The organism is Methylocystis rosea (genome assembly GCF_003855495.1).
GTDB lineage: Bacteria > Pseudomonadota > Alphaproteobacteria > Rhizobiales > Beijerinckiaceae > Methylocystis > Methylocystis rosea_A.
In genome coordinates, this window is sequence record NZ_CP034086.1 from 3,249,251 (window position 1) to 3,273,169 (window position 23,919).

At 58.9% G+C, this 23,919-nt stretch carries 20 protein-coding genes and 5 pseudogenes; 18 read left to right on the forward strand and 7 right to left on the reverse strand.

Features of this window, described 5'->3' with window-relative positions; all coding sequences use genetic code 11:
- Position 1: 1 nt before the first annotated feature.
- Positions 2-2,212, forward strand: coding sequence for a TonB-dependent receptor plug domain-containing protein (locus EHO51_RS15715; RefSeq protein ID WP_245434632.1), 2,211 nt, complete (start codon positions 2-4; stop codon positions 2,210-2,212).
- Positions 2,213-2,274: 62 nt separating this feature from the next.
- Here the strand turns inward: EHO51_RS15715 and EHO51_RS15720 are convergent, their stop codons facing one another.
- Complete coding sequence (locus tag EHO51_RS15720) at positions 2,275-3,210, reverse strand: aspartyl protease family protein (RefSeq protein WP_124739671.1); 936 nt, start codon at positions 3,208-3,210, stop codon at positions 2,275-2,277.
- A 504-nt stretch (positions 3,211-3,714) separates the two neighbouring features.
- Between EHO51_RS15720 and EHO51_RS15725 the strand changes: the two genes are divergently transcribed.
- From EHO51_RS15725 to EHO51_RS21405, 4 genes are all read left to right on the forward strand, one after another.
- Positions 3,715-5,004, forward strand: a complete 1,290-nt coding sequence (locus EHO51_RS15725; protein WP_124739672.1) for a tyrosine-type recombinase/integrase — start codon at positions 3,715-3,717, stop codon at positions 5,002-5,004.
- A gap of 89 nt (positions 5,005-5,093) precedes the next feature.
- A complete protein-coding gene (locus tag EHO51_RS15730; protein WP_124739673.1) occupies positions 5,094-5,672 on the forward strand; it encodes a hypothetical protein in 579 nt (192 codons plus the stop codon).
- Positions 5,673-5,801: 129 nt separating this feature from the next.
- Positions 5,802-6,056, forward strand: coding sequence for a hypothetical protein (locus EHO51_RS15735; protein ID WP_124739674.1), 255 nt, complete (start codon positions 5,802-5,804; stop codon positions 6,054-6,056).
- Positions 6,057-6,245: 189 nt separating this feature from the next.
- Entirely contained in the window at positions 6,246-7,202 is a 957-nt protein-coding gene (locus EHO51_RS21405) for a helix-turn-helix domain-containing protein (protein ID WP_432431912.1), read from the forward strand.
- Positions 7,203-7,661: 459 nt separating this feature from the next.
- On the opposite strand, the pseudogene EHO51_RS20915 reads toward EHO51_RS21405, so the two are convergent.
- Positions 7,662-8,211 (reverse strand): annotated as a pseudogene (locus EHO51_RS20915) (Mu transposase domain-containing protein); the annotation flags it as partial.
- Positions 8,212-8,651: 440 nt separating this feature from the next.
- Here EHO51_RS20915 and EHO51_RS15750 point away from each other — a divergent pair.
- The 3 genes and pseudogenes from EHO51_RS15750 to EHO51_RS21415 form a co-directional block, all read left to right on the forward strand.
- Positions 8,652-8,939: a transposase gene (locus EHO51_RS15750; protein WP_164479409.1), complete on the forward strand. Its 288-nt coding sequence runs from the start codon at positions 8,652-8,654 to the stop codon at positions 8,937-8,939.
- Positions 8,940-9,328: 389 nt separating this feature from the next.
- Positions 9,329-9,645 (forward strand): annotated as a pseudogene (locus EHO51_RS21410) (IS481 family transposase); the annotation flags it as partial.
- Positions 9,637-9,717: pseudogene (locus tag EHO51_RS21415) on the forward strand (transporter substrate-binding domain-containing protein); the annotation flags it as partial. The pseudogenes EHO51_RS21410 and EHO51_RS21415, both read left to right, overlap by 9 nt.
- Positions 9,718-9,742: 25 nt before the next feature.
- Here the strand turns inward: EHO51_RS21415 and rfbA are convergent.
- The 4 genes from rfbA to rfbB are packed head-to-tail and all read right to left on the reverse strand — an operon-like array spanning position 9,743 to position 13,182.
- Positions 9,743-10,630 (reverse strand): glucose-1-phosphate thymidylyltransferase RfbA, encoded by an 888-nt coding sequence (rfbA, locus tag EHO51_RS15755; RefSeq protein ID WP_124739677.1) that lies wholly within the window; start codon positions 10,628-10,630, stop codon positions 9,743-9,745.
- Positions 10,631-10,642: 12 nt separating this feature from the next.
- Positions 10,643-11,524: a dTDP-4-dehydrorhamnose reductase gene (gene rfbD / locus EHO51_RS15760; RefSeq protein WP_124739678.1), complete on the reverse strand. Its 882-nt coding sequence runs from the start codon at positions 11,522-11,524 to the stop codon at positions 10,643-10,645.
- Positions 11,525-11,534: 10 nt separating this feature from the next.
- Positions 11,535-12,125 (reverse strand): dTDP-4-dehydrorhamnose 3,5-epimerase, encoded by a 591-nt coding sequence (rfbC, locus tag EHO51_RS15765; RefSeq protein WP_124739679.1) that lies wholly within the window; start codon positions 12,123-12,125, stop codon positions 11,535-11,537.
- Positions 12,106-13,182 carry a dTDP-glucose 4,6-dehydratase gene (gene rfbB, locus EHO51_RS15770; protein ID WP_124739680.1) on the reverse strand — a complete coding sequence of 359 codons (1,077 nt, stop codon included), beginning with the start codon at positions 13,180-13,182 and terminating at the stop codon, positions 12,106-12,108. Before rfbB ends, rfbC begins: the two co-directional genes overlap by 20 nt.
- 270 nt (positions 13,183-13,452) lie before the next feature.
- Between rfbB and EHO51_RS21420 the strand changes: the two genes are divergently transcribed.
- The 10 genes and pseudogenes from EHO51_RS21420 to EHO51_RS21425 all read left to right on the forward strand — a co-directional run bounded on the left by EHO51_RS21420 (position 13,453) and on the right by EHO51_RS21425 (position 22,952).
- Complete coding sequence (locus tag EHO51_RS21420; protein ID WP_432431913.1) at positions 13,453-14,121, forward strand: transposase; 669 nt, start codon at positions 13,453-13,455, stop codon at positions 14,119-14,121.
- Positions 14,122-14,212: 91 nt separating this feature from the next.
- Positions 14,213-14,425 carry a transposase gene (locus EHO51_RS15780; protein WP_124739682.1) on the forward strand — a complete coding sequence of 71 codons (213 nt, stop codon included), beginning with the start codon at positions 14,213-14,215 and terminating at the stop codon, positions 14,423-14,425.
- Positions 14,426-14,818: 393 nt separating this feature from the next.
- Complete coding sequence (gene cysD, locus EHO51_RS15785) at positions 14,819-15,721, forward strand: sulfate adenylyltransferase subunit CysD (protein ID WP_124739683.1); 903 nt, start codon at positions 14,819-14,821, stop codon at positions 15,719-15,721.
- Positions 15,721-16,656 (forward strand): annotated as a pseudogene (locus EHO51_RS15790) (sulfate adenylyltransferase subunit 1); the annotation flags it as partial. The gene cysD and the pseudogene EHO51_RS15790, both read left to right, overlap by 1 nt.
- Before the next feature lie 119 nt (positions 16,657-16,775).
- Entirely contained in the window at positions 16,776-17,582 is an 807-nt protein-coding gene (locus EHO51_RS15795; RefSeq protein WP_124739684.1) for an ABC transporter permease, read from the forward strand.
- Positions 17,583-18,494: 912 nt separating this feature from the next.
- Complete coding sequence (locus EHO51_RS15800) at positions 18,495-20,813, forward strand: hypothetical protein (RefSeq protein ID WP_124739685.1); 2,319 nt, start codon at positions 18,495-18,497, stop codon at positions 20,811-20,813.
- A gap of 133 nt (positions 20,814-20,946) precedes the next feature.
- Positions 20,947-21,613 (forward strand): annotated as a pseudogene (locus tag EHO51_RS20930) (IS630 family transposase); the annotation flags it as partial.
- A 274-nt stretch (positions 21,614-21,887) separates the two neighbouring features.
- Positions 21,888-22,250, forward strand: a complete 363-nt coding sequence (locus EHO51_RS15810; RefSeq protein WP_124739686.1) for an IS110 family transposase — start codon at positions 21,888-21,890, stop codon at positions 22,248-22,250.
- Positions 22,247-22,384: a hypothetical protein gene (locus tag EHO51_RS20570; protein ID WP_164479412.1), complete on the forward strand. Its 138-nt coding sequence runs from the start codon at positions 22,247-22,249 to the stop codon at positions 22,382-22,384. The genes EHO51_RS15810 and EHO51_RS20570 overlap by 4 nt, the downstream gene beginning before the upstream one ends.
- Before the next feature lie 295 nt (positions 22,385-22,679).
- Positions 22,680-22,952, forward strand: coding sequence for an integrase core domain-containing protein (locus tag EHO51_RS21425; RefSeq protein WP_164479413.1), 273 nt, complete (start codon positions 22,680-22,682; stop codon positions 22,950-22,952).
- A gap of 58 nt (positions 22,953-23,010) precedes the next feature.
- On the opposite strand, the gene EHO51_RS15820 is transcribed toward EHO51_RS21425, so the two are convergent.
- Positions 23,011-23,856 (reverse strand): class I SAM-dependent methyltransferase, encoded by an 846-nt coding sequence (locus EHO51_RS15820; RefSeq protein ID WP_124739687.1) that lies wholly within the window; start codon positions 23,854-23,856, stop codon positions 23,011-23,013.
- Positions 23,857-23,919 lie beyond the last annotated feature (63 nt).

Genomic DNA, 23,919 nt, shown 5'->3' on the forward strand with positions numbered 1-23,919 from the left:
AATGATGACCAGGCTGCTGACGACAACGGCGATTTCAGGCGGCGTTCTTCTCTCGCTATCAGCGCCAATGAGCGCGCAGACGCCGCTGCCGCCGATCGAGGTGAACGCGCCCAAAGCCTTCGAACTCGGCCAGATCAAAGTCGGCGCACGCCGGCTCGGAGTCCCGACGCGCGCTGCAGAGCCCGGCGACGGCGCAGGCGAACCCCGCTCGGCGCAAGCGGTTCCATCGGAAAAGATCGACAATGGTCCGACGCCCAGTCAGCACACCGACGCCTTCGGCGGCTACACCATCACCAACAGACAGATGGAGACCTTTGCGCGGCCAACGCTCGACAGCGCGGTCAATATCGCGCCGGGCGTCAACAGTCAGATCTCCGGCAATTCACGCAATGAGCAAAATATTTATGTGCGCGGGTTCGATCGCTGGCAGGTGCCGCTCACCGTCGACGGCGTTCGCGTTTATCTGCCGGTCGACAACAGACTCGATTTCGCGCGCTTTCTCACCGCCGACATCGCCGAAGTGCAAATCGCCAAGGGCTATGTCTCGGTGCTCGACGGTCCGGGCGGCATGGGCGGCCAGATCAATCTGGTGACGCGCAGACCCACCCGAGAGATTGAAGCCGAATGGCGCACGCGATTCGACTTTGGTCGAGACGGCACATTCCTTGGACCAATGACCTACGGCTTCGTCGGCACGAAAAAGGACATGTATTACGCGCAGCTCAGCGGCACTTTTCAGAACTACGACGGCTGGATGCTGCCCGCGAGCTATCGCTCGACGCTCGCTCAGGGACCGGGCATGCGCAGTCAATCCTATACGCAAGACTACAATATCAACGCGCGCGTGGGCGTGACGCCCAACGCGACCGACGAATATTCCCTAAGCTTCAGCCGCCAAGAGGGACAAAAGGGCGCACCGCTTCATACGACCGATCCCATCGCCACGCAGCGCTTCTGGCGATGGCCGTATTGGCGAGTCCAAAACCTCTATTTCCTGTCGAGAACTCAGCTCAATGAAGCCGCCTATGTGAAGACGCGCGGCTATTGGAGCAAATTCGACAATTCGCTGGTCTCCTATGACGATCCTTCCTTCATCAATCAGTCGCTGCCTCGATCCTTCAACAGCGCCTATGCGGATTATGCGCTCGGCGCAGAGGTTGAGGCGGGCGCGCAGATCGGCGACATCGACACGCTGAAAGCGCTGTTCTTCTATCGCCTCGACAATCATTCCGAGTGGCAGGAGAATTTCGGGCAGAATTTTCGCGGCACGCGTTCGGGCTGCGTGTCCAGCGTGCCGTGCTTCACTCAGCCGCTGATCTCCAGCATAGAAGATACCTATTCAGCGGCCGTGGAGAACACATTCTATCCGAGGCAGGACATCGATATCGTTGCCGGCTTCAGCTATGATTGGCGGCATCTGCGCCAGGCGCAAGGCTTTGCAGTTCCGCAGGGCGTCATTGACTATCGGCCCATCGACGTGCAGGCGCCGAACTATCAGGGCGCGGCGATCTGGCGCTATAACGACACCGACCGCATTTATTTCAACGGCTCGAGCCGAACCCGCTATCCGACGCTTTTCGAGCGTTTCAGCACGCGCTTTGGCGGCGCGACGTCCAATCCCACGCTCATGCCCGAACGCGCTGCCAATTTCGATCTCGGCTGGTCGAGTCTTATTGCGCCGGGAATGCGGGTGTCGGTCGACGTCTTCTACAGCCTTGTCGACAAACTCATCCAAAGCGTGCCTGCGCCGCAGTTCGGCGCCAATGTCACACAGTCGCAGAATGTCGGCGGCGGGAGGTTCTGGGGCGCTGAAATCTCGGCCGACTATTTCGTACGCGAGGATTTCTCGCTCGGCGGCAATGTCACCTTCATTCGGCGCCGGGTCTATTCGCCGTCGATCCTCAATTTTCAGCCGACGGGCGTGCCCGACTTCAAAATGTTTCTTTACGCCGGATACCGCCCCATTCCCCAGCTGACCTTGACGCCAAGCCTGGAAATCGCGGACGCTCGCTGGACGACCATTACAAACGGCAATTGGTATTATCGGACCGGCGCTTATTGTCTGACGAACTTCAACGCCGATTATACGCCGGGCGACAACATCAAATTCTCGGCGGGCGTGCGCAACGCGTTCGATGACTACTATGTGCTCGCCGATGGCTATCCCTCTCCGGGCCGCACCTTCTATCTCGCGTCGAAAGTGAACTTTTGAACGCGCGTGCGACTGTGACTCACCACGAAACCCGCTGCGCTCGCGCGGCGCAGCGGGATCGTCTATTTCAACTTCGCGTCCCATGTCGGCGAATCCGGCGCGCGAAAATCAAAGTCCCACGCGAATCGCCGGATGAGATTGTAGCCGATTAGGAAAGAAACATCGCGGCCAAGCGCGGCGCGCAAGGCGCCGAAGTCATAGGAGATCGCATAGAGGTCGCGCAGGACGCGACCTTCGCCCAGGTCAAGCGACTTGATCTTGTAGACTTGCAAGGAAATGCGTTTTCCGCCGACGCCGCTTGCGCGGGCTTTGGCCTTCACCGCCGTGAACAGCCCCTTGTGCTTGCGTATGAACTGCTGATCGACGGCCGAGACTTCCGCGCCCGTGTCGAACAGGCCGACCGCCGCCGTGGCGCCCGTGTCGAACAGGCCGACCGCCGCCGTGGCGCCCAGGCGCAGGTCGACGCCGACAAGACGCCCATCGGGTCCCAGCCGCCGAAACGGCTTCGGGCGGCCGCTCGCCGTCGCGTCGCCGAAAAAGACGAGTTCGCGGCGATCGATATCGAGGCTGAATCGTGCGCCTTTGAAAAAATCGAGCCCCAAAAGGTCGTCAGCATCGCCAGGCGGACATCGCGTGAGTTGATATTTCGCTCGCGCGATGTTGTTTCCTTGATCGGCGACGAGTTCGACATTCTGCGCTTCAACGTCGTCACAGCGCATTGTCGCGCCTGAGGCTCCCGTGGAGAGGCTTGCGCCGAGCACCGGCAGGTCCTTGTTCCAGGGCGCCAGCCTGATGCGCGTGCTCGACGCCCCCGTGTCAAGCCGCATGTTTCCCATGACATTGCCGATGCGGACCGGCAGGTAGATGCGCCCGCCGGAATATTGATCTTCGCTCAAGGTCAGCGGAATGACGGAACGGCTTCTCTCGGCGCCGACGGCGGCGACCGAAAACAACAGCGCTGCAAAGAGCACGAACGCCGTCGCTCGAAAAAATTTCATGAACTGCTTCCTGCCGCCGAACACGCCTTCAGCCGCTAAGAAACGCGTCTTGAGCTTCCCGCGCAAGTTCCGCGCCTTTTCCCTTGTAGCGAGGCGAGTAATGGAGGGGCACGAGCCGCTTCGCGAATTCAAAGGTCGTCGAGGGCAAGAGGCGCTACGGTCCGGAATGCGGCCAATTCCATTCTGCCGCCTGGACCGCATAAGGGGTAAGCAACCGTTCGCGAATGCCACGTCCTGCTTGCCGCTGTGAGCCGACGTCTGTTGGCTTGGCGGAGGTCGATGCGAAACACTTGATATGCATGGTACCGCCACCCCGGCTCGAACGGGGGACCCCCAGATCCCCAATCCGATTCGTCACATTTTCTCAAATTTTATGAAATGATATAATGCATTGATATAAAGTCAAAAACTAAATATTTTTGTTTTCTCTTGATTTCCATTCAGAGCCGTCATTTTCTCAATTCTGCTTACCGAGTGCTTACCGGAAATCGAGAGAAATCATCCATGCCCAGCGGCAGAATCACCAAGCGCGCCGTCGACGCCTTAACATGCGATCGAGGCGCAGATCGCTGCTTCTTTTGGGATGACGCGCTTGCCGGATTTGGCGTCACGGCCTTCCCCAGCGGCCGAAAAATCTACATCGCGCAGTTTCGCAAGGACGGGCGCTCACGCCGAATCAGCATCGGGGAGCACGGGCGGTTGACCCCGGACGAAGCGCGCTCGCAGGCGAAGATCATACTCGGCGCCGTCGAGACGGGCGCGGACCCGATTGCTGACCGCAGGACCGCTCGGGCCGTAAGGACCTTCAGGGAAGTCGCCAATGATTGGATGAGCCAGCACGTGACGCCGAAGCGCAAGCCGCGAACGGCGTCGGAGTATCAGCGCATCCTGAATTCACATGTTTTTCCGGCGATAGGATCGAAGCGGATCTGCGAATTGCGTAGGGCTGATCTCACGCGCCTCCATGCGAGGATGGCCGCGACCCCGCGGGCGGCAAACCATATGCTTGCGACGATCTCGGCGATTTGGAACTGGGCGGCGCGCCGCGAAGAAGTTGTGTTCGCCGCCAACCCTGTGAGAGGGATCGAGCGCTATGCCGAGAAACGGCGGGAACGCTTTCTGACGAGCGCAGAGTTGGCGCGTCTCGGCGATGCGCTGCGAGACGCCGAATCGATCGGCCTTCCATGGGCGGTCGATGAAAACGGACCTCACGCAAAGCATCTCGCGAAGCCTGACAAACGCCGGGTGAAGCTCGATCCTTTCGCCATCGCGGCGATTCGCCTCTTACTTCTCACTGGCGCTCGCCTGCGCGAGATTCTCAACGCCAGATGGTCAGAGGTCGATTTGGAACGCGGCGTTATCTTCCTTTCCGACTCCAAGACTGGCAGGAAGCCGATCTATTTGTCGGCGGCGGCGCAGGCGGTGCTCGCCGACCTGCCGCGCATAGAAGACTGTCCGCATATCATCGCTGGCGCAAAAGAAGGCGCTCCTCGATCAGATCTGAAAAAGCCTTGGGCGGCGGTCACGCGCGCCTCCGGCCTCGAGGGACTCCGTCTTCACGATCTTCGCCACAGCTTTGCGTCGTTTGGCGCGGGCGCCTCGCTCGGGCTTCCGATTATTGGCAAGCTCCTCGGTCACTCCCAAGCCGCGACCACCGCGCGCTATGCGCACCTGGACGTCGATCCGCTGCGGCGCGCCGTCGATACGATCGGGGCGACGATCTCCGCGGCAATGGACGGCGCGGAGCGCCGCGCCGCACAGCCGACACGGGAAACGCGCGGCGACCGCGCGTGAGAGTTGCGAAGGGATAGGCCAAACGGCCGAAAAGCCGAGAATGCATCGCTCGGTTTCCTGCCGCCCGTTCGATGCGCTCGGATGCGCACATGCAACTGGGTTACTTGACGCTAGACCAAGTAAGAGGAATTGCCGAGACGGCTGGCGAGCATCATCTGATTTTACTGAATTTTATCGAAAAAATTCGCAGTCTTCATACGGGTGGGCTGCTTGAGATCACAGGCGTTCCTTGGGGAGAGCCCTGTTCGTTTCCTGTCGCGTCCAAATTCCGTGATATTGCGTTAGGTGAACGCTACATGGTTCTTCCATCCGTATGGGACGATTTCGACCTTTCATTTGATTGCAATGGCAAATTTGCAAGCCAGTGCGGAGCGCAGAGCGAAATAATCGACGTTCGGTTCCGCCCCGACCAAGTGGCCAGCATTTGGCCGCCGCGCGCCACTGAAGGGCCCACGCCAGTTCTCCGGCAGTGCAAGAGAACGGAGCTCGCCAATTGGATGCGCGTTCGCTTTGAGAATCGGCCACCATTATCCGTGGACGAGTTGCGCCGAATTGTTTTGAAGGACGGCTCTTTTGGCACGCTCTCGAAGAGAACGATTGAGCGTGCGATCTGCGATGCGTGGCCTGTGAGAAGGCAACCTTTGTCAACCTCTGCCCGTCGGCGTTGACGAAACGGCCTGAATTGGCGGCTCTTGACGGATCTTGGCGGGATTTGGCGTGAGACATGTGCGGACGTGTTTGACTAATTTTTCTGCGGTTTGCAGGGTTCTCGCAACCTTCCTCGAGGGAACCGCAGTATGGATCAATGCTTCCTGCGCCGCCGAGCGGCGGCGCATTATCTCCAAACGAAATATGGCTTCGGCAGCTATCCCACCCTCTGCAAAGGTGTGGTGACCGGCGACTCGCCAGAGTATCGCAAGGCCGGAAAAATCGTCCTCTACACCAAAGAGGCGTTGGACGCTTGGGCGCTCAGCAAGCTTGGCGCGCCAGTTCGCAGCACGTCGGAAGCCGATTCGGCCCGCCGGGCCGAAGCAACTCACGATGATGCCTGAGTAGCGTAAACCGCGGTTCGCTCGCGTGTGGGGATGCCGAGCGCAGATGTGCAGAAGAAAACTTGCGAACGCACGCGGATAGCCGTGGCCGGCGGGGGGATCGACCACCGAATTCAAGACGTCGCTGGGCACCTTACGAGTCGCAGTCGTGAAGAGCGGCGGCGCTCCTCGAGATAGTCTTCAAAGGCAGTGGGTCGATGGGGGATAAATTCACCGCCCTCAAATTCCAAATGGCTAGAAAGAATCGCAGCCGATCCTGAATTGCCGGCGAGCGCAGCCAGGCTCGCTATAGCGCTCAACAAACATCTCAATCGAAAGACGGGGGACGCTTTTCCCGCCGTAGCAACGCTTGCGCGCGCGATTAGAATGACCGAGCGACGGGTGCAGAGCCTGCTGCAGGATCTGGTGAAGCGCGGTCATCTGACGATTGAGACCGGCGGCGGTCGCCATGCGACAAATCGCTACCGGCCAGTCTTCAAAGACGCAGACTTCTGTGCTCCGCCAATGGATCAGAAGAAGTCGGAGAAGTCATCAAACATTCTTCCGGGTACAGCCACGCTAAACCCCGAAGGTCATTTCGGGGTTTCGAGTCGTAAAACCCAGAAACTTGCAGCATCAAAACCCCGAAATCAGGTTCACCCGAACCCTTATATAGAACCCTGTACCCCTAAAGTCCCCACAGATGCGTCGTGCGACGATGCCCATTCTACATGGCTAGCGTTCGAATCGGCCTGGCGATTCGACATGAGCGATCGTCGCGCTGCCACGAGAAGAGAGTTTGAAAATCTATCTGCAGCGGACCAGCGACTGGCGATCGAGCAAGCGCCCTTTTATCTGCGGCGTTGCGCCAGCGGAGCCAAGCGATGTCGTGCTAGCCGATGGCTGCGAGAGAAGTTGTTCCAAGATGCTGCGGTCTCGCAATCGGGGCCAAGACCACAGCGGAGCCTTTCAGAGGCGATCCCCACCGACCGGGGTTTTTTCATCCGCATATCGTCTCCTCAGTGGCGCGAATGGTCGCGGGTCGAGGGGCCATTACCGACGCTAAATACGGAATTCGGCATCGGCTGCTTCAGACCAAGCGAATGGCCAATCGGGATGGACGCTTCGGCCGAGCCTTTTCTCGCTACGACTGAGCGATCGCCATGAGGCGGCGATCGCCCCGGTGACGCGCTGCTTCGAACGACGGTTTTGCTTGCGTGAGGGCGAATAGCCTCAACGCTTCCTTCCGACGAGCCGCCGGATTGTCGGGCCTGTGCCATGCAAGCATTGACCCGAGCCCCAATTACATCATGGCCGCAAACCCCTGAGCGTAAGCTCCGGAAGAGACTGTCGCGCCAGTCGAGATCCCTCATGAGCGACAGCGGGTCCTTCTCCGGTCCTGACGATACGGGAGAGGCAGGGGCCCCGGGGTGAGGACGTAATCGCAATTTTGATCAGGGTTGCGGATCATTGGTTGCGACAAGGCCGGTTGCGATGTGGTTGCGGACCCGAGCGCGAAGTTGCGTAGCTTGGCTGGCTAGCAACAGCCACGCGAGAAAGGATGACGCGGCTTAGTTCAAGCCCTCTACTCTAATGAGCGCCAGCGGACTTTGGAGGGCGCGCGTGTCAATAAGCATTGAAACGAACCCCGATCGGCGTCAAAGGTGGTCCGTTACGCTGCGGGATGTCGCTGAGTTGATCGTATCTGACGTAGTCGGCGATCGGCACATGTCGCATGCGAAGCGCTTGCGGGGTCGCGGATTGCCGGCGGTTCGGGATCGCGGCGGCGCGCAGGATGTTGAGGATGTCGTCGCAGAATGGACGCCATTTTCGAGCGCTTCGGCGCAGGCCGCGTCGATGGCGGGCAAATCCGTCGGTGAGCACGGCGACGAGAATGACGACCATCTGACGATCGCCATCATCGGACCCAGCAAGTTTGCGCCGCACGCGCTCTGAAACCCCGGGCAAAAACTCAGTCCTTGAACGGCGACCCATTCTTCAGCGCGCCCGGCTTGCTGGCCAGAACAGGAACATAGTGCCATGGGTTGTAGATCGTCTCTCCGCGCCCGGAGCAGCGCGCATGTTCGGCGACGACGCGCCCATCCTGGCGGATAACGATGCTATCGGCATAGACGTGGATCTCTACCGGACGTCTGACAGCGTCGGCGTTCACCGAGGAATCATGTTATGAGGCGAAGAGCAGCGGACTCCCATCAAGGCTAGGGGCACGAACTGTCCCGTGACAGGCCGGAGAGATTCATGCATTCCATGCCCGCAGACATCAGTAGATCGCCGTGCGCCTGAGGCTTACATAGATTTTCGTAGACGCCGCGCGCGCGGGCGCCCTTGGAAGAAGGCGCGCTCGAGCGCGTCAGAGGCCATCTCCTGCGTCTCGCGCGGATAGGCCCGGGCGATAAACATTCAGGGTTTTCTCCTTCGTCAGGGTCACCGCTATGCCGACGCAGTATGGAAGAAGAAGCATCGTGTGTGGCTTGCCAATCAGAGCTCCAATCATTCCGCGCAGCAGATCGCCTTTCAGACCCATCTTAACGCCATGAATCAACGATCGCCCGCAAGAATTTCACGCAAATCGAAACTCTCATTCCGAAATGGTCCTTGGGTCCCGACGTCGAAGCCCTCCAGGCGTTGCGCGGCGACTCCCTTGTGGCTGCCGCCGGTGTGATCGCTGAACTCGGCAATATGCCGCGCTTCGACAATCCGCGCCAGTTCATGGCCTTCATCGGTCTCGTTCCGGGCGAGCACTTGAGTGGCATCAAGCGGAAATTGACCGGCATCACCAAAGCGGCGACTGATCGTCGAAGCGGCTTGGGCCTATCGTCTGCCCGTGACGATTGGTCAGGCGAAAATGCTGCGACAGCAGTCGACTGCGGTCGCGATCCCTGAAATGCTTGGAAGGTGCGGGTCAGGTTGTGTGCCCGACATCAGAGCATGCTGGCGCGCGGCAATAAGGCGCCGATCGACATTATCGCCATCGCGCGAACCCGTCGGCTTCGTTTTGGCGATCACACAACATGTCGATACGAATTCGAGTCGTTTCCACAACTTGCATGCCAACCCCTACCTCCCTCGCGCCAGAAGGCCATTGTGGACCTTTTTCCCCCGAGGGTTCCGATGGGACGCCCGATCAACCCGAAAGCGTAGCGCTTAGTCCATGCCGATCCAAATGTGTGCTCCACCAGATCGAGCCCGACGGCTATGGCCGAAAGGTCAACTTCATTGCCCATGGAAGTCGCTCCGCAAGACAGGGTTTCTCAGGCGGCCATCTTGGCACGATCGCTGCACGGCGGGACCTGTGGAGAGCACGTCCCCTCCATCAAGACAGCCTGAGAGCACTCGCCAAGCGGTATGGCGTCAACCAGAAAATCATTGCCAATGAAACAAGCGAACTTCGGCTTCTGACGAGCACACAACCGCAAAGAGCCGAGGTCGATAGTTCTATCGATCGAGCAAGAGGCGATTATCGTCGCCTTCCTCCCACGCTGCTGTCGCTCGATGATGCCTCTACGCCTTGCAGGCGACGATCCCGCATCTAACGCATTCGTCACTGCGTCGCTGTCTTCAGCGGCACGGCAATACCGGCTTGCGTGAGCATCTCGCAGCCTTGCCCGCCTACAACTTTGCGAAACGCCTGAAGACTCTGCACGGCCTGACGCCTCATGATATGTCCGCGTCGCGGCTTCGCCGCTCTATCCGACGGGAGAGAATTCCCGCTCCATCTCCGCGAGCACCTGCGAGATATATTGACCATAGCCGCTTTTGGAGAGTTTTGACGAGGCGGCGCGCGCCTGCGCGGCGTCGATCCACCCGGCGCGGAAGGCGATCTCTTCGAGGCAGGCGACGCGCTGTCCCTGCCGCTGCTCGATGGCGCGCACATATTCGCTGGCTTCGATCAGCGCCTCGGGCGTGCCGGTGTCGAGCCAGGCGAATCCGCGGCCAAGTCGGGCGACCTGCAGTTCGCCGAGCTCCAGATAGATGCGGTTGAGATCGGTGATCTCCAATTCGCCGCGCGGCGAAGGCTTCAGTTGCGCCGCGAATTCCGGCGCGCGTTCATCGTAAAAATAAAGGCCGGTCACCGCCCAATTCGATCGAGGCCGAGGCGGCTTCTCTTCGATCGAGATGGCGCGGCCGGCGGAGTCGAATTCGACGACGCCGTAACGCTCCGGATCGCGCACGTGATAGGCGAAGACCGCCGCCGAGCTGCGCGACGATTCGCTCAACACTTCCGGCAGGCCGTGGCCGTAGAAGATGTTGTCGCCAAGGATGAGCACCGAGGGTTCGCCATCGACGAATTCGGCGCCGATGAGATAGGCTTGCGCCAGCCCCTCCGGCCGCGGCTGCACGGCGTAAGACAGCGACAGGCCCCATTGCGCGCCGCTCCCGAGCAGCCGCTTGAAAGAAAGCAGATCCTCGGGCGTGGTGATGATCAGGATCTCGCGCACGCCCGCGAGCATCAGCGTGGCGAGCGGGTAGTAGATCATCGGCTTGTCGTAGACGGGGAGCAATTGCTTCGACGTGACGAGCGTCATCGGATGCAGCCTGGTGCCGCTTCCTCCGGCGAGAATGATGCCGCGCATGGAGAATCCTGTTCAGGTTGGAATTAATCGGGCGACGCAGGCGTTCACGGAGTCGCGCCATTTCGGCAGCGCGACGCCATAGCTGACTTCGAGCTTGGCGTTGTCGAGCCTTGAATTCGCGGGGCGGCGCGCCGGCGTCGGATAGTCCGCCGTCGCGATGCGCTTGACGCGCACGGGCTTACGGCCTTTCGTCTCCGCCGCCGAAAAGATCGCATCCGCCATGTCCGCCCAACTGGCTTCGCCTTGCCCGGTCATGTGGAAAACGCCGCGCAGGCGCGGATCGGAATCGTCGACGAGTCTTTCCGCGATGGCGAGCAGCGCATCGGCGATGTCGAGCGCGCTTGTCGGATTGCCGATCTGATCGGCGACGACGCCGATTTCCTCGCGGGTCTCGCCGAGACGCAGCATCGTCTTGACGAAATTCGTTCCAAACGGACTGTAAACCCAGGCGGTGCGCAAAACGGCGCAATTCTCGCAGCGCGCGGCGATCTGCCTTTCGCCTTCGAGCTTCGAGCGCCCATAGGCGCCGGTCGGACTGGGTGCGTCGTCTTCGCGATAGGGACGGTCGAGCGTCCCGTCGAAAACATAGTCGGTCGAAAGATGCAGCAGCGGCACCTTCAGTTCGGCGGCGGTTTCGGCGACGAAGCCCGCGCCCGCGCCATTGACGCGCAACGCGACGTCAGGCTCGCTCTCGGCCTTGTCGACCTGAGTATAGGCGGCGGCGTTGATGATGGCGTCGCAGCGCACGCTGCGCAAAGACGCAAGAACCATGTCGCGGGAGGAGAGATCGAAGCGCGGGCGGCCGAGCGCCAGCATTTCGACGCCTCTCGGCGCACGCTCGATGAGCGAGCTGACGACCTGGCCGGTGAGCCCCGTGACGGCGATGCGCTTCATCTTGCCCACTCTACGCGAAAACTTCCGTCAGATTCCGCAGCCGCGGCCATTTGCGATCCTTGTCCGACAGCACGGCGCTTTCGGCGGCGGCCGGCCACGGGATCCCAATGTCAGGGTCGTCCCAGGCGACGCCGCAATCATGCTGCGGCGAATAGAAATTCGTCACCTTGTAGATGACTTCCGTATCGGGCTCGAGCGTGACGAAACCATGCGCGAAACCGATGGGAATGAACAGCTGACGCCAGTTCTCTTTTGAAAGCTCGACCACGACGTGACGCCCGAACGTCGGCGAAGACTGTCGAAGATCGACCGCGACGTCGAGTATGCGGCCGCTGATCACGCGGACGAGCTTGTCCTGCGCGAAAGGCGCGGTCTGGAAATGCAGACCACGCACCGTCCCGACGTCGCGGGACAATGAGTGATTGTCCTGGACGAAGTCGAAATTCAATCCGGCGTTCGCCCAGGTCTTTTCATTATGCGTTTCGCAAAAGAAGCCGCGCTCGTCGCCAAATTTTCTAGGCGTGACGAGCTTCAGCCCCGAAAGCTCGAGATCTTCAAACAAACAGCCCCCCTGTCGCGCGTCAGGCGACGGCTTCTTCATCTTGCTCGGTAAGCACGCCGAGGCGCTCGCCGCGATATGTGCCCGAACGGATCGCTTGCCACCACTCCGAATTATCAAGATACCAGCGAACAGTTTTGCGAAGACCAGTCTCAAACCGCTCGGCCGGCCGCCATCCGAGTTCGCGCTCGATCTTCGAGGCGTCGATGGCGTAGCGCAGATCATGTCCCGGCCGGTCGGCGACAAAAGCGATGAGATCGCGATGCGATCCGGCGCGCCGCGGACGAAATTCGTCCATCAGTTCGCAGATGGCTTCGACCACGTCGATATTGCGCCATTCATTGCGGCCGCCGACGTTATAGGATTCGCCGACGTCGCCTTCGCGCGCCACGCGCATCAGCGCCGAGGCGTGATCCTCGACATAAAGCCAGTCGCGCACATTCTCGCCGCGGCCATAAACCGGCAGCGGCTTCTCCTCGATCGCATTGATGATGGTGAGCGGAATGAGCTTCTCCGGAAAATGATAGGGTCCGTAATTATTGGAGCAATTGGTGACGATCGTCGGAAGACCGTAGGTGTGACGCCAGGCCCGCACGAGATGGTCGGAGCCCGCCTTCGACGCCGAATAGGGCGACGTCGGGGCATAGGGCGTTTCTTCGCAGAAGAGGCCCTCCTTGCCGAGGGCGCCGAACACCTCGTCGGTAGAGATATGCATGAAGCGGAAGTCTCGCGCGTGGGCGCGATCGAGCTGGCGCCAATAGTCCAGCGCCGCCCGCAGCATGACGAAGGTCCCGACGACATTGGTTTCGATGAAGGCCGCCGGCCCGTCGATCGAGCGATCGACATGGCTTTCGGCGGCAAGATGCATGACCACGTCGGGCCGAAAATCCTCGAAGGCGCGCGCGACTGCCGCCGCGTCGCAGATATCGGCTTGGAGGAAGGAGAAACGCGGACTATCCGCGATGGGCCGCAGCGAGGCAAGATTCCCCGCATAGGTGAGCTTGTCGAAAACGAGAATCTGATCGACGCTCTTGCCGATGACGGCGCGCGCAACGGCCGAGCCGATGAACCCCGCGCCTCCGGTGATCAATATTTTCATCAAAGCCCCGCTTTTATCTATCGCTCCGCCCTGAAATCGCGCCCTCACGCCCGCGCAGGGGAGCCCTATTGCGAAGGCGACGGTCGGCGCTTAAGGCGTTTACGCGGACTATGTGGCGGAACAACGTCATGGCATTGCGCGAGAATTTGGCGCGGCGGCGAGCGCCACGGCGCAGAATTGCGTGATTGCGGCGCGCGCGGATATGCTCCTGGCGACTTCAGCTTCGCATGGCGACGGCGCCATGCCTCACGCTTGGGCGCGGCCGTCAATGTGGAGAGCAACTCGAGATTGGTCGCGGCCGGCGACGACAATGTCGCTTTCTCTTACAAGGGCTATCGCCGTCGGGGGCGTTGTCGGATCATGCGTCGCCTCTCGCCGGACGCGTTCATTCGCCGCTTTCCGCTGCATGTCCTCCCCGACAGCTTTCACCGCATCCGCCCTTATGGCCTCCTGCCCAGGGGCGACCGTGAGGAGCGGCTCGCGTTATGTCACCGGCTCACTGTCGCCGCCGAACATCCGGTCGAGCCGAAGGTCGGCGCTTGCGGAGTCGTCGAGCGTCGCACTTTGTCTCCGCCTTCCCATGCCCGACTGCGGCGGACTCATGCGCCGCATCGGCATCGTTCCGACCGCGAGGCATCGCCCGCTCCGATGCGACACGTGATGAGCCCGGCTATCACCTCCGCGTGGAACCCTGCGCAACTCCCTGTTTCGCTCGTCGTACGATACGGCGACGGGACGCCGCCTCGCGCCGTGACCGCAAAAATCTTCATCCAAAAAATCTTCATCCACATGACGCCAATGCCGCGACAAGGGCCCCAAACTGCGGCCCACTCGAGCACTTCCTGCCCATGCGCGGACTTCGCGTCTCCCACCACAAGCGCCGGCGCCCGCCGTGGCCCTGCTAACAACGACGAGACGCGCTTTCCCCATATCGGCTAACGACCCGCGGCTTCGTTCAATCCGGCTTATGTGAGGTCCGCCCCCGGGCAAGCAAAACATTGCGCTGCGGACCTAACATAACCCTACGCGAATGGGCGAGGAAGACTGTGCGCATACGCTCGTGGTGTTCCAGGCCTGCCGTCCGCGTCGCGGACGTGAAGGCGAAGACGATCGCCGCTTCCTCGAAGCGCTTCATTTCTTCACGGTCGAAAACGTAAGATGGCGCGCGTTGCCGGAGCGGTTCGGACACTGGAACAGCGTATGGAAACGGTTCGACCGCTTGAGCAAGGCCGGCGTGTTCTAGGCCTTCTTCGATACGCTCGCCTCCATGAGTTCGTCGGCGCATCTGATCCAGATGTTCGATTCAACGATCGTGCGCGCGCACGTATCGGAGCCCGCGCCCGGATCAAATAGGGAATGGGGCGCATCAAACACTTCAAGCGCGTCGCCCTACGCTGCGAAAGACGGCCAGGAATTTCCGATCCATCGTCAGTCGCCGCAGGCCTGTGCTTGATCAAATTCGTCCACGCCGCCTAGATCCCAAAGTCCGGCCTATCTCCAATAATCCATAAAGCGTGCTGGCCGCCAAGCTGGTGAAAACCTCGCCGGAGGATTTGGCCGCAGCTACTGAGTGCAGTCACATTTTCGACTCCTTTGAAGACTAACGTGATGAGATCATTGCTAATTTTGAGGAAGAATGCCCCTCACGCCCCATCTTCGCAGGCTCGAAGCCGAAGCGGTTTTCATTTTGCGAGAGGCGGTGGCCGAGTTCCGGCGTCCGGTGATGCTCTATTCCATCGGCAAGGATTCGAGCGTGATGTTGCATCTCGCGCTCAAGGCCTTCTACCCAGCCAAGCCGCCCTTCCCGCTGTTGCATGTCGACACCACGTGGAAGTTTCGCGAAATGATTGCGTTCCGCGACCAAACCGCGGCGCGCGTCGAAATGGAATTAATCGTTCATACGAATGAAGAAGGGCGAAAGCGCGGCGTCTCGCCTTTCACATGCTCCTCATCCGCATACACGCAAGCAATGAAAACCGAGGCGCTCAGACAGGCGCTGAACGAAGGCGGATTCGACGCGGCCTTCGGCGGCGCGCGACGCGACGAGGAGAAAAGTCGGGCGAAGGAGCGCGTCTTCTCGCATCGAACCGCTTCGCACGGATGGGATCCTAAGACTCAGCGCCCCGAACTTTGGCGGATTTTCAACACGCGTTTGGGAGCCGGCGAGACTATGCGGATCTTTCCGCTGTCGAATTGGACCGAGACCGACGTCTGGGACTACATCGCCGCGGAAAACATCCCGGTCGTGCCTCTTTATCTCGCAAAGGAACGGCCAGTCGTTCAACGCAACGGCGCTTACATCATGGTCGACGATGAAAGGTTTCCGCTGGCGCCAGATGAAGTGGTCGAATCGCGCCGCGTGCGCTTTCGAACGCTTGGTTGCTACCCGCTGACGGGAGCGATCGAATCCGAGGCGGATACGCTGGAGGCGATCATCGCGGAAATGCGACAGGCCTCGACCTCTGAACGTCAGGGCAGGCTGATCGATTTCGATGAGTCTGCGTCGATGGAGCGAAAGAAGCGCGAGGGCTATTTCTGATGACCGCTCCCTTTATCGCAGATGCGGAAATCCTCGCGAAAGCCCAGCCAGGCCGGCCGCGGCCCACTTTGCGGGTCTTGACCTGCGGATCGGTCGATGACGGCAAGTCGACGCTCGTCGGGCGTCTGCTCTATGAACGTCAGCTGATCTTCGATGATCAACTTGCCGCTCTGCGCAGCGACTCGCTGCGGCACGGCACTTTGGGCGAGGAGATCGATTTCGCTTTGCTTGTCGACGGACTTGAGGCCGAACGCGAGCAAGGCATCACGATCGATGTCGCTTACCGCTATTTCTCCACCCCGGCGCGTTCGTTCATCTTGGCCGACGCGCCCGGTCATGAGCAATATACGCGCAACATGGCGACGGGAGCGTCGAACGCCGAGTTGGCCATACTGCTCGTCGACGCGCGCAAGGGTCTGCTGACTCAGACGCGGCGACATGCGACGATCGCCTCTCTCCTTGGCGTCCGGCACATCGTGCTCGCCGTCAATAAAATGGATCTTGTCGATTACGACGAAGCCGTGTTTGAAAGAATTGTCGGCGAATTTGAAAGCGTCGCCGCATCGCTCGCCTTTCGCTCCGTCGAAGCAATCCCCATCTCCGCCCGCCATGGGGATAATGTCGTCGCCGACTCGGCGAATATGCCGTGGCGCGACGGCCCCAGTCTCTTGACCTATCTTGAAAACGCCGACGTCGAGACTGATGGCGGCGATGCGCCGCTGCGGCTCCCCGTGCAATGGGTCAATCGCCGAAGCGACGCCTTCCGCGGCTTCGCCGGCGCCATCGCTTCCGGCCGTATTCAGGTTGGCGATGAAATCGTGGCGGCCGCCTCCGGACGGAAAACCACAATCGCGCGTATCGTCGCCATGGGCGGGGATCTGTTCAGCGCCGCTGCGCCGGACTCGGTCATGGTGACCTTCGCCGACGAAATCGACGCGGAATGCTGGGAGCCTAGTGAATGTGGCGCGGTGCGACACAGGGGAACTCGCCCCACCAAGCGCAACGAGTTCTTGTAGCCTTCATAGCCTTTCAGAGCAGAGTGGCGGAGATAGTCATGCGTTCAGTCGTGCAGGAGCACTACGCAAAGCACGCCCAGCAGATCTCGCAGTTTCGCCAAATCATGGGCGCGGTTCTTATCCAAGACATGCGCTCGCGCTTCGGACACAACCATATAGGCTATTTGATTGCGATTGCCTGGCCCCTGTCGCACATCGGAGTGATTACGCTTGCATATCTTCTCAGGGTCAACATCGCGCCTGTAGGCGACAGCCCAACGATGTTCGTCGGAACTGGCATCGTGCCTTACATTCTGTGCCTCTACCCCGCACGTCTTCTGGCGATGGCAATTCCGCAGAACCGCCAATTATTGAACATTCCGGTTATACAGCCGCTCCATCTAATTTTTTGCCGCTGCATTCTGGAAACTTTGAACGCCATAATCGTACTCGCGCTTTTTATGTTTGTAGTGAACCTGCTCGACGTCGACATTTTGCCGGCAGATTCCCTCGAAGCCACCAAAGCGATTGGTGCCGCCGTTTTTCTGGGCATCGGTCTTGGGTTTTTCAACGTCGTGATGTGCGCGCTTTTAGGGCATTTCTTTTTAGTGTTTTTCATCTTCATCATGATCGGTCTTTACGTTCTTTCAGGCATCTACTTGCCGCCGACGGCGATGCCCGAAAGCGTTCGCGAATACATGGCTTATAACCCTTTGCTGCAACTCGTCGAATGGCTTCGTTCCGCATATTATACGAGCTACGATGCCGAGCTGATCAACAAGTCCTTGATTCTGTGGGTCGGCGGCATTAGCCTCACGCTCGGTCTCATCGGCGAACGTTTCCTTCGGGGCAAATTCTTCGCCTGAATCGTCCGGCAGCTCGGACTCTACCTTCGACCTCGGTGCCGTTCAACGATGCTTCGATCCGCTTCAAAGATAGAGCAACCGCGTCCACATGAGCGCATCGCGGCGAGCGCTCTGGACGGACCCAAGGCGCAAATTGAGGAGTCGAAATCATATCGGCTGCTCTAAGTACAAAGTACATCTGCAGCCTCGACGAACTCCTTTTGAACAGAATAAAGACCGTCTCGACGGTGTCTGCATGCTCTCTCCGCTGCACGACGCGAGGTTGATGGGAGATGCCACCTATCTCTGAGCTCTCGATCTTCACCTGCGGGCGTCTCTCCGCCTCGCAGCTGCGGGGCGAAAAAAAGCCGGGGACCGCGCCACAATCAAGCATGGCGGCCATCCGTCAGACCATTCTCGACTTCTTCGCCCGCCTCCTCCAAAGGGATGTCCGTATTGTGAGAGACTCATCGACAAAACCCTCAACATTAGCTGCCAGAGTAGTGCTAGGCGGGCGCAGATTGGCCTTGAGTTCTGACAGAGTGACCTCGTCGACCAATGCCACCGTCTTCAGGCTCTCTTCAAAAATTCGACGCTTCACACACCTATCTCCGACAGGAGTATCAGACAGCGCGAGAATTCCTTTGTTTGTGGACCGGAGAGCGCATTGATGAACTGCGGCGACCACGATCATCACGGATCGTCCTGGCCTTCCTAGACGGGCATCGATGTGCTCTTCAGAGAGTGACGACGTAAGTAGGTGGGGTTGGCTGGCACGTTTCAGTTCGGCGCGCTCTCCACTGCTCTTCACCAGCTTGGATAAGCGGCTCAAGGGTGCTTATCTTCCATTGCACTCTAAGACATGTTAATCAAAGGAGTATTTGACGGCAGGAAGTCGTTCTCCTGGGTAGGCTCTCAACGGCGGCTTAGATAATGGCTACCACTCAAGCATCAAGCACTGTACAACACTCAGAACCATCGACCGGTGAAGCACCCAAGGGCAAGGGCGAAGCACGAAAAAAGAAGAGGGTGCGCGCCTCTGAAGCGCCTACGCTCGATACGCTAGTAGATGCTAAAGGCGACATGCACGCGGCACTCCAGAAAATTTATCTGGATCAAGTGTCTATAGAAAGGACTTACCACGAGTTATTGGCGGATATGCGTGACCGGCTTTCCGACGCATATGCGAATCTCGTGAACGGTGAAGAGCATACCTTGCAGGCGCGTCGCGATCTAGCCGTGGAGCGTTCCGCCAACGTTCAGTTGCGCCACCAAAATGAAACATTCCAGATGTCTCTCGCAGAATTAGAGGCGCAAAGGGAAAAACTGCATGCAGATCTTACGGAGGCACAGGTACTGCTTGCGAAGCAGCAGGCACGCGCGGTTGAACAGGACGCTCGTGCTACAGTTGCAGAAGCCAATATCGAGAAGGAGCGCGCCTCTACCGCTGAACTGACAACGGAACTAGAGCAAGCGCAAGAGCGTGCGGGGGCCTTCGAAGCCCAGATCAGACAGCACGACGCCCAGCTCGGATATGCGCTGAAGAGAGCGGATGCGCTTGAGGCAAATCTTTTCTTGCTGGAAAAGGATCTATCCATTGAGCGAGAACTTACGAAGGAGTTAAGGCAGAAGTCGGAGAAGCTCGAGGCCGAGGTCGCAGCGAAGTCTGAAGAGACCGCAGACCTCGCGGAAAAACTAAATCGCGCAGCGGCGGATAAGGAATTGGCGGTGCGCGATCTCGCAAAAGAAACGGCAGAAAGGGAGTCGCTCACGACCGTGATCCGCGAGCTCAGCGCGACGGTTGCTCGCCACGAAGCGCGTGCGCTTGCAGACATGGAGGCGCTTCACAAAGCCGAACAACAGCACCTCTTGCTCGAAGATGAACTGACGAACACGAAGACGGAGGTTTCACAGAAATCGCAGCAAATCGCCCAGCTCACTGCGACGATTGTCCAGTATGAGGCTCGAGCGAGCGTTGACTTGCAGGCGCTGTTCAACGCCGAACAACAGCAGCTGTTGCTCAAGGAGGAGTTGGCGACGACGGAGGCTGAGGTTTCACAGAAATCGCAGCAAATCGCCCAGCTCACCGCGACGATTGTCCAGCATGAGGCGCGAGCCAGCGTTGACTTGGAGGCGCTGTTCAACGCCGAACAACAGCAGCTGTCGCTCAAGGAGGAGTTGGCGACGACGAAGAGTGAGGTTTCACAGAAATCGCAGCAAATCGCCCAGCTCAGCGCGACGATTTCTCAGCATGAGGCTCGAGCCAGCGCCGACATGGAGGCGCTTCTCAACGCCCAACAAGAGCTGATGTCGCTGAAAGGAGAACTGGCCGACTCGCGGGCCGAGGTTTCGCAGAAATTGCAGCAAATTGCCGAACTCAAGGACAGTTTGTCAGAGCTTTCGATGAAACTCAGTTCAGCCTGTGATGTTGCAGAACGCGAAAAATCCCGCGCGCAGGTCGCCGAGTCTGCACTACACCAGCTCAGGCGTGCGTTGGAAGAGAAGGTGCACGAGCTAACATCGGCAAAATGCGAGATGGACGCTGTCCTGGCTGAGCAGACGAAAAGCGTCGAGGCTCTGCGAACCGACAGGGAAAAATTAAAGTCACTCCAAGCTCAACTTGAAACTGCAGTGGCGGTGGGGAATGACGCCCGGGCTCTCCGTTCAGAACTGGAACGGGAGCTGTCGAAGTCGCGTGCAAGGCAAGCACAGCTCAACGATCGAATAATCGATGCCGAATGTGAGTTGACGGACTGCGCGGCTCGTCTAGCGGAGGCGCGGGAAGAAATTGTTTGGCGGGATCAAGCGATCACCGCCATGAAACGCACTAAATCGTGGCGTTTGACCAAACCTTTGCGAGTGTTATCCAAAAAAGTGGATGGCAGGCCGCACGGTGGCACGAACCCTTTGTTCGACGCTGAATGGTATCTCGCCAAATATGTCGACGTAGCTGCAACGGGTGTCGACCCATACGGTCATTACCTCAAGTATGGCGTTTCCGAGGGTAGAAACCCGAACCGGATGTTCGATACCAACTGGTATCTCGAACGCTATCCCGACGTGAAAGAGCAGGGCATGAATCCGCTGCTACACTACTATGCACATGGCGCAAAAGAGGGGCGAGATCCTCACCCGCTATTTTGTACCTCGTATTATCTGAAAGAGCACCCTGAATTGACGGATCAGAATATCAATGCGCTCCAGCATTATCTCGCGACCACAGAGGTCCCCACAGAAAAACATAAAATTTAAGAATTTTCGGCTGGATCGGAAATTCTGGCGATCTTCTCGCCTGAACAGTTTGAATAAATCTAATTTATTGTCCTGGCCGGGTCAGTGAGGCGACCTATTTCAACTGGCTCAAGAAGCATGACTTCAAGCGCATCTCGCCGAGCGCAGGCATCGCTTCAGCATTGGCGCGCTATGGCGCTTTTTCGATCGCCACAACATCAGCTGGAAAAAAAACCGCCCATGCGAGCGAGCAGGACCGGTGGACATCGTGAAACGCCGAGACGCGTGGTTTGACAGTCAGCTCGACCTCGACCCCGAGAAACTCGTTTTCATCGACGAGACCTGGGCGACCACGAACATGGCCCGAAGAAACGGCCGCGCCCCACGGGGCGAGAGGTTATGCGCCAGCGTTCCCTACGCCCATTGGAAAGCCACGACCTTTGTCGTCGGTCTAAGCCTCTCCGGCCTGACCGGATGTTTCTCGACGTCCCGATCAACGGCGTCTGGTTCCAGGCCGATGTCGACCAGGTTCTCGTTCGAACGCTCGAACCGGGAGACGTCATCGTGATGGACAATCTCAGTAGCCACAAGGGCGCCGGCGTGCGCAAAGCGATCGAGGCCGCCCGGGCGAGCTGCTTTACTTGCCGCCCTACAGCCCCAACTTCAATCCAATCGAGAAAGCCTTCTCGAAACTCAAGGCGCTCTTGCGCAAAGCCGCCGAGCGCAGCGTCGATGCCTTGTGGAACAGGATTGGCGCCTTGCTCGAGGCGTTCACGCCAAACGAATGCGCAAACCTCTTCGCCGCTGCTGGCCATGAGCCTCTTTTAAAAGAAAGCGATTGTCTTATGACTTTTGGCGCCGCTTGGGCGAGAAGGAACCGCTAGGAGAAGGTTGCCGCCTCTCGTCAGCGGCGAGGGACGGATCGGGAAACCGCGAACCGTTTGACGGGTCGAGCTAGAGTTTGATCGCCCTCCTCGTTTCCTTCGGCCTGGACGGATGCTCGGGCTTTTGGCCCCAATGACAAGCAGAGGCGCGCGCCGATGGCGCCTCGCGCCGTTTCGCCAATGACAAGACCGGTCGCAAAGCCCTGCTCAAATGGCTAACCGCCGCGCCGGTGAAGAGCGTTGTGTTCGAGCCAACAGGCCCCATCACCGTGCGCTGGAACGCGCGTTCGGCGCCGCCGGCGTGCCGATCGCCAAGGTCAATCCCCGCCAAGCGCGCCGTTTCGCCGAGGCGGCCGGCAAGCTCGTCAAAGCCGATCGCGTCGACGCCGCCATGCTCGCGCGCATGGGCGAGGTACTCGGCCTCGAACCACGGCCTTTCGACAGCCAGACCATCGCTGAACTGAAGGAGCTGCATCTGGTGCCGCGCTCATCAAAGACCGCACCGCCGCCAAAAATCGCGCCAAGGCGATCACGCTTGCCCTGCTCGAAAAGCAGAACAAAAAGCGCCTCGTGAAGATCGACGTCAAACGCGAGGAGATCGACGCCGCGATCGAAAAGCTCATCCTCGATAACGCGCAACTCTCGCGCCCGTTCAAGATTCTCCTCTCCAATCCCCGGCGTCTCCAAGATCTGCTTTCGCTTTGCTGATCGAAGTGTCTGAGCTTGGAAACCTCGTAGGCAAACAGGCCGCAAGCCTCGCGCCCGTGCAAAGACAATCCGGCGCATGGAAAGGCCACGCATACATTCGCGGCTTTCCTTCGCCAAGCCCTTTATATGCCAGCGCTCGTCGCTTGCAGGTTCAACAAAGACAGTCGAGCGCTTCATTAAAAGCTCGTCGAAGCCGGAAAACCCGCCGAGGTCGCCATAACCGCCGTCATGCGCAAGCTCGTCGTCCTCGCCAACGCCCCATGGCGCAATAACCGTCCATGGGCCGAAAACCCCCTTGCGCATAACGGATACTCTAGATCACGCGCGCGCGAAGATCGGTGCCTGGGTCAGCGACTACAATCATCGACGCCCGCACTCTTCGCTCGGCTACGCACGCCGACGGAATATGCGGCCAATCTCACGGCAACAGGCGACCGGCTGCACAACCTCGACCAGCTCCGCGATCGCCTGTTGCTCCATTCGCGCCTTCGGGCGTACCAACAAACGGGACGCTAACTGCTGTTCGAGGAAAGTTCAGGGACAGGTCAAGGGCGTGGTCAGAGTATAACGGAGCACTCCAAACACGCTCTGGTGATTTGTATCTAGTTTAATCCGGCAACCGTTTGTCAAGTCCGTCGTAACGTCAATATAACCTGCAGCGGTGCGGTGAGGCTGGTGTCATAGCCAACCACGCTCCAACCGCATTGGTGAAAAAAATCGAATTTTACTGTGGACCACCCGTAATGTTTGTGAATCTCGTGCGGTCGGTGAGCAAAGCCCTCGACATTATGTTGCCTAATCAAAGCTTGTGCTTCGCCTCGCTCAGCAATTCCTCCCTGGGTCCACAGCTCAACGGGACACACCGTAACAACGAAAAGTCCGCCGGGCTTTAGAGCCGCCTTGACCGCGTTAAGACAGGCTTCCGCAGCGTACTTGGGCAAATGGGTGAACACCGAGTAGGCATACGCGAGGTCAACGGAGCCATCTCGAATGGGAATAGACGTAGGTATATGTTTCGTATTCACAAAGTGCGCTTCTACCCCGTCGTCCTTGCAGATCCTCAGCGGTGTTTCTTCAGCATCAACGGCGATGAGCTGCGAGGGACTCGAAAAATAATACATCATCCTAATAAGGCGACCATATCCACATCCAAAATCCAAAATTTGTTTGTCCCGCAGACTGGTTCGACTTTCTCGGACAAAGTTGTTCTCCAGCTGTCGAACGAAAATAGCTGTTTGTCTAAAAAGCTCAATACCGGAGCTGCCAGTAAACCTCTCCTGTACGTTCTTGTCGGCCATACGCGGTAAAATCCGAGATAAATTCGGCCATAGCGAGTTAGGCATCGAAAGAAATAAAAGTCCAAAGTCATCGAGACCCAACTTCCTCAGAGGCGGAAGCACATGAGTGAGAGTAGCGCCTCCTGCCGCCTTTTTCTCCGCTTCAGCGACAATTTCCAACACAAAACTGAACATTTCCTACCTCCTACTAAAATTGTTTTGTCAAAGACGTGTTCGGCACAACCGGCAGACTCATAC

Excerpts from the sequence above, each read along its gene's own strand:
- EHO51_RS15715 (WP_245434632.1), top strand. The coding sequence starts at position 2 with ATGATGACCAGGCTGCTGACGACAACGGCGATTTCAGGCGGCGTTCTT.
- EHO51_RS15720 (WP_124739671.1), bottom strand. The coding sequence starts at position 3,210 with ATGAAATTTTTTCGAGCGACGGCGTTCGTGCTCTTTGCAGCGCTGTTG.
- EHO51_RS15725 (WP_124739672.1), top strand. The coding sequence starts at position 3,715 with ATGCCCAGCGGCAGAATCACCAAGCGCGCCGTCGACGCCTTAACATGC.
- EHO51_RS15730 (WP_124739673.1), top strand. The coding sequence starts at position 5,094 with ATGCAACTGGGTTACTTGACGCTAGACCAAGTAAGAGGAATTGCCGAG.
- EHO51_RS15735 (WP_124739674.1), top strand. The coding sequence starts at position 5,802 with ATGGATCAATGCTTCCTGCGCCGCCGAGCGGCGGCGCATTATCTCCAA.
- rfbA (WP_124739677.1), bottom strand. The coding sequence starts at position 10,630 with ATGCGCGGCATCATTCTCGCCGGAGGAAGCGGCACCAGGCTGCATCCG.
- rfbD (WP_124739678.1), bottom strand. The coding sequence starts at position 11,524 with ATGAAGCGCATCGCCGTCACGGGGCTCACCGGCCAGGTCGTCAGCTCG.
- rfbC (WP_124739679.1), bottom strand. The coding sequence starts at position 12,125 with ATGAAGAAGCCGTCGCCTGACGCGCGACAGGGGGGCTGTTTGTTTGAA.
- rfbB (WP_124739680.1), bottom strand. The coding sequence starts at position 13,182 with ATGAAAATATTGATCACCGGAGGCGCGGGGTTCATCGGCTCGGCCGTT.
- EHO51_RS15780 (WP_124739682.1), top strand. The coding sequence starts at position 14,213 with ATGGGCGAGGAAGACTGTGCGCATACGCTCGTGGTGTTCCAGGCCTGC.
- cysD (WP_124739683.1), top strand. The coding sequence starts at position 14,819 with ATGCCCCTCACGCCCCATCTTCGCAGGCTCGAAGCCGAAGCGGTTTTC.
- EHO51_RS15795 (WP_124739684.1), top strand. The coding sequence starts at position 16,776 with ATGCGTTCAGTCGTGCAGGAGCACTACGCAAAGCACGCCCAGCAGATC.
- EHO51_RS15800 (WP_124739685.1), top strand. The coding sequence starts at position 18,495 with ATGGCTACCACTCAAGCATCAAGCACTGTACAACACTCAGAACCATCG.
- EHO51_RS15810 (WP_124739686.1), top strand. The coding sequence starts at position 21,888 with ATGGCTAACCGCCGCGCCGGTGAAGAGCGTTGTGTTCGAGCCAACAGG.
- EHO51_RS15820 (WP_124739687.1), bottom strand. The coding sequence starts at position 23,856 with ATGTTCAGTTTTGTGTTGGAAATTGTCGCTGAAGCGGAGAAAAAGGCG.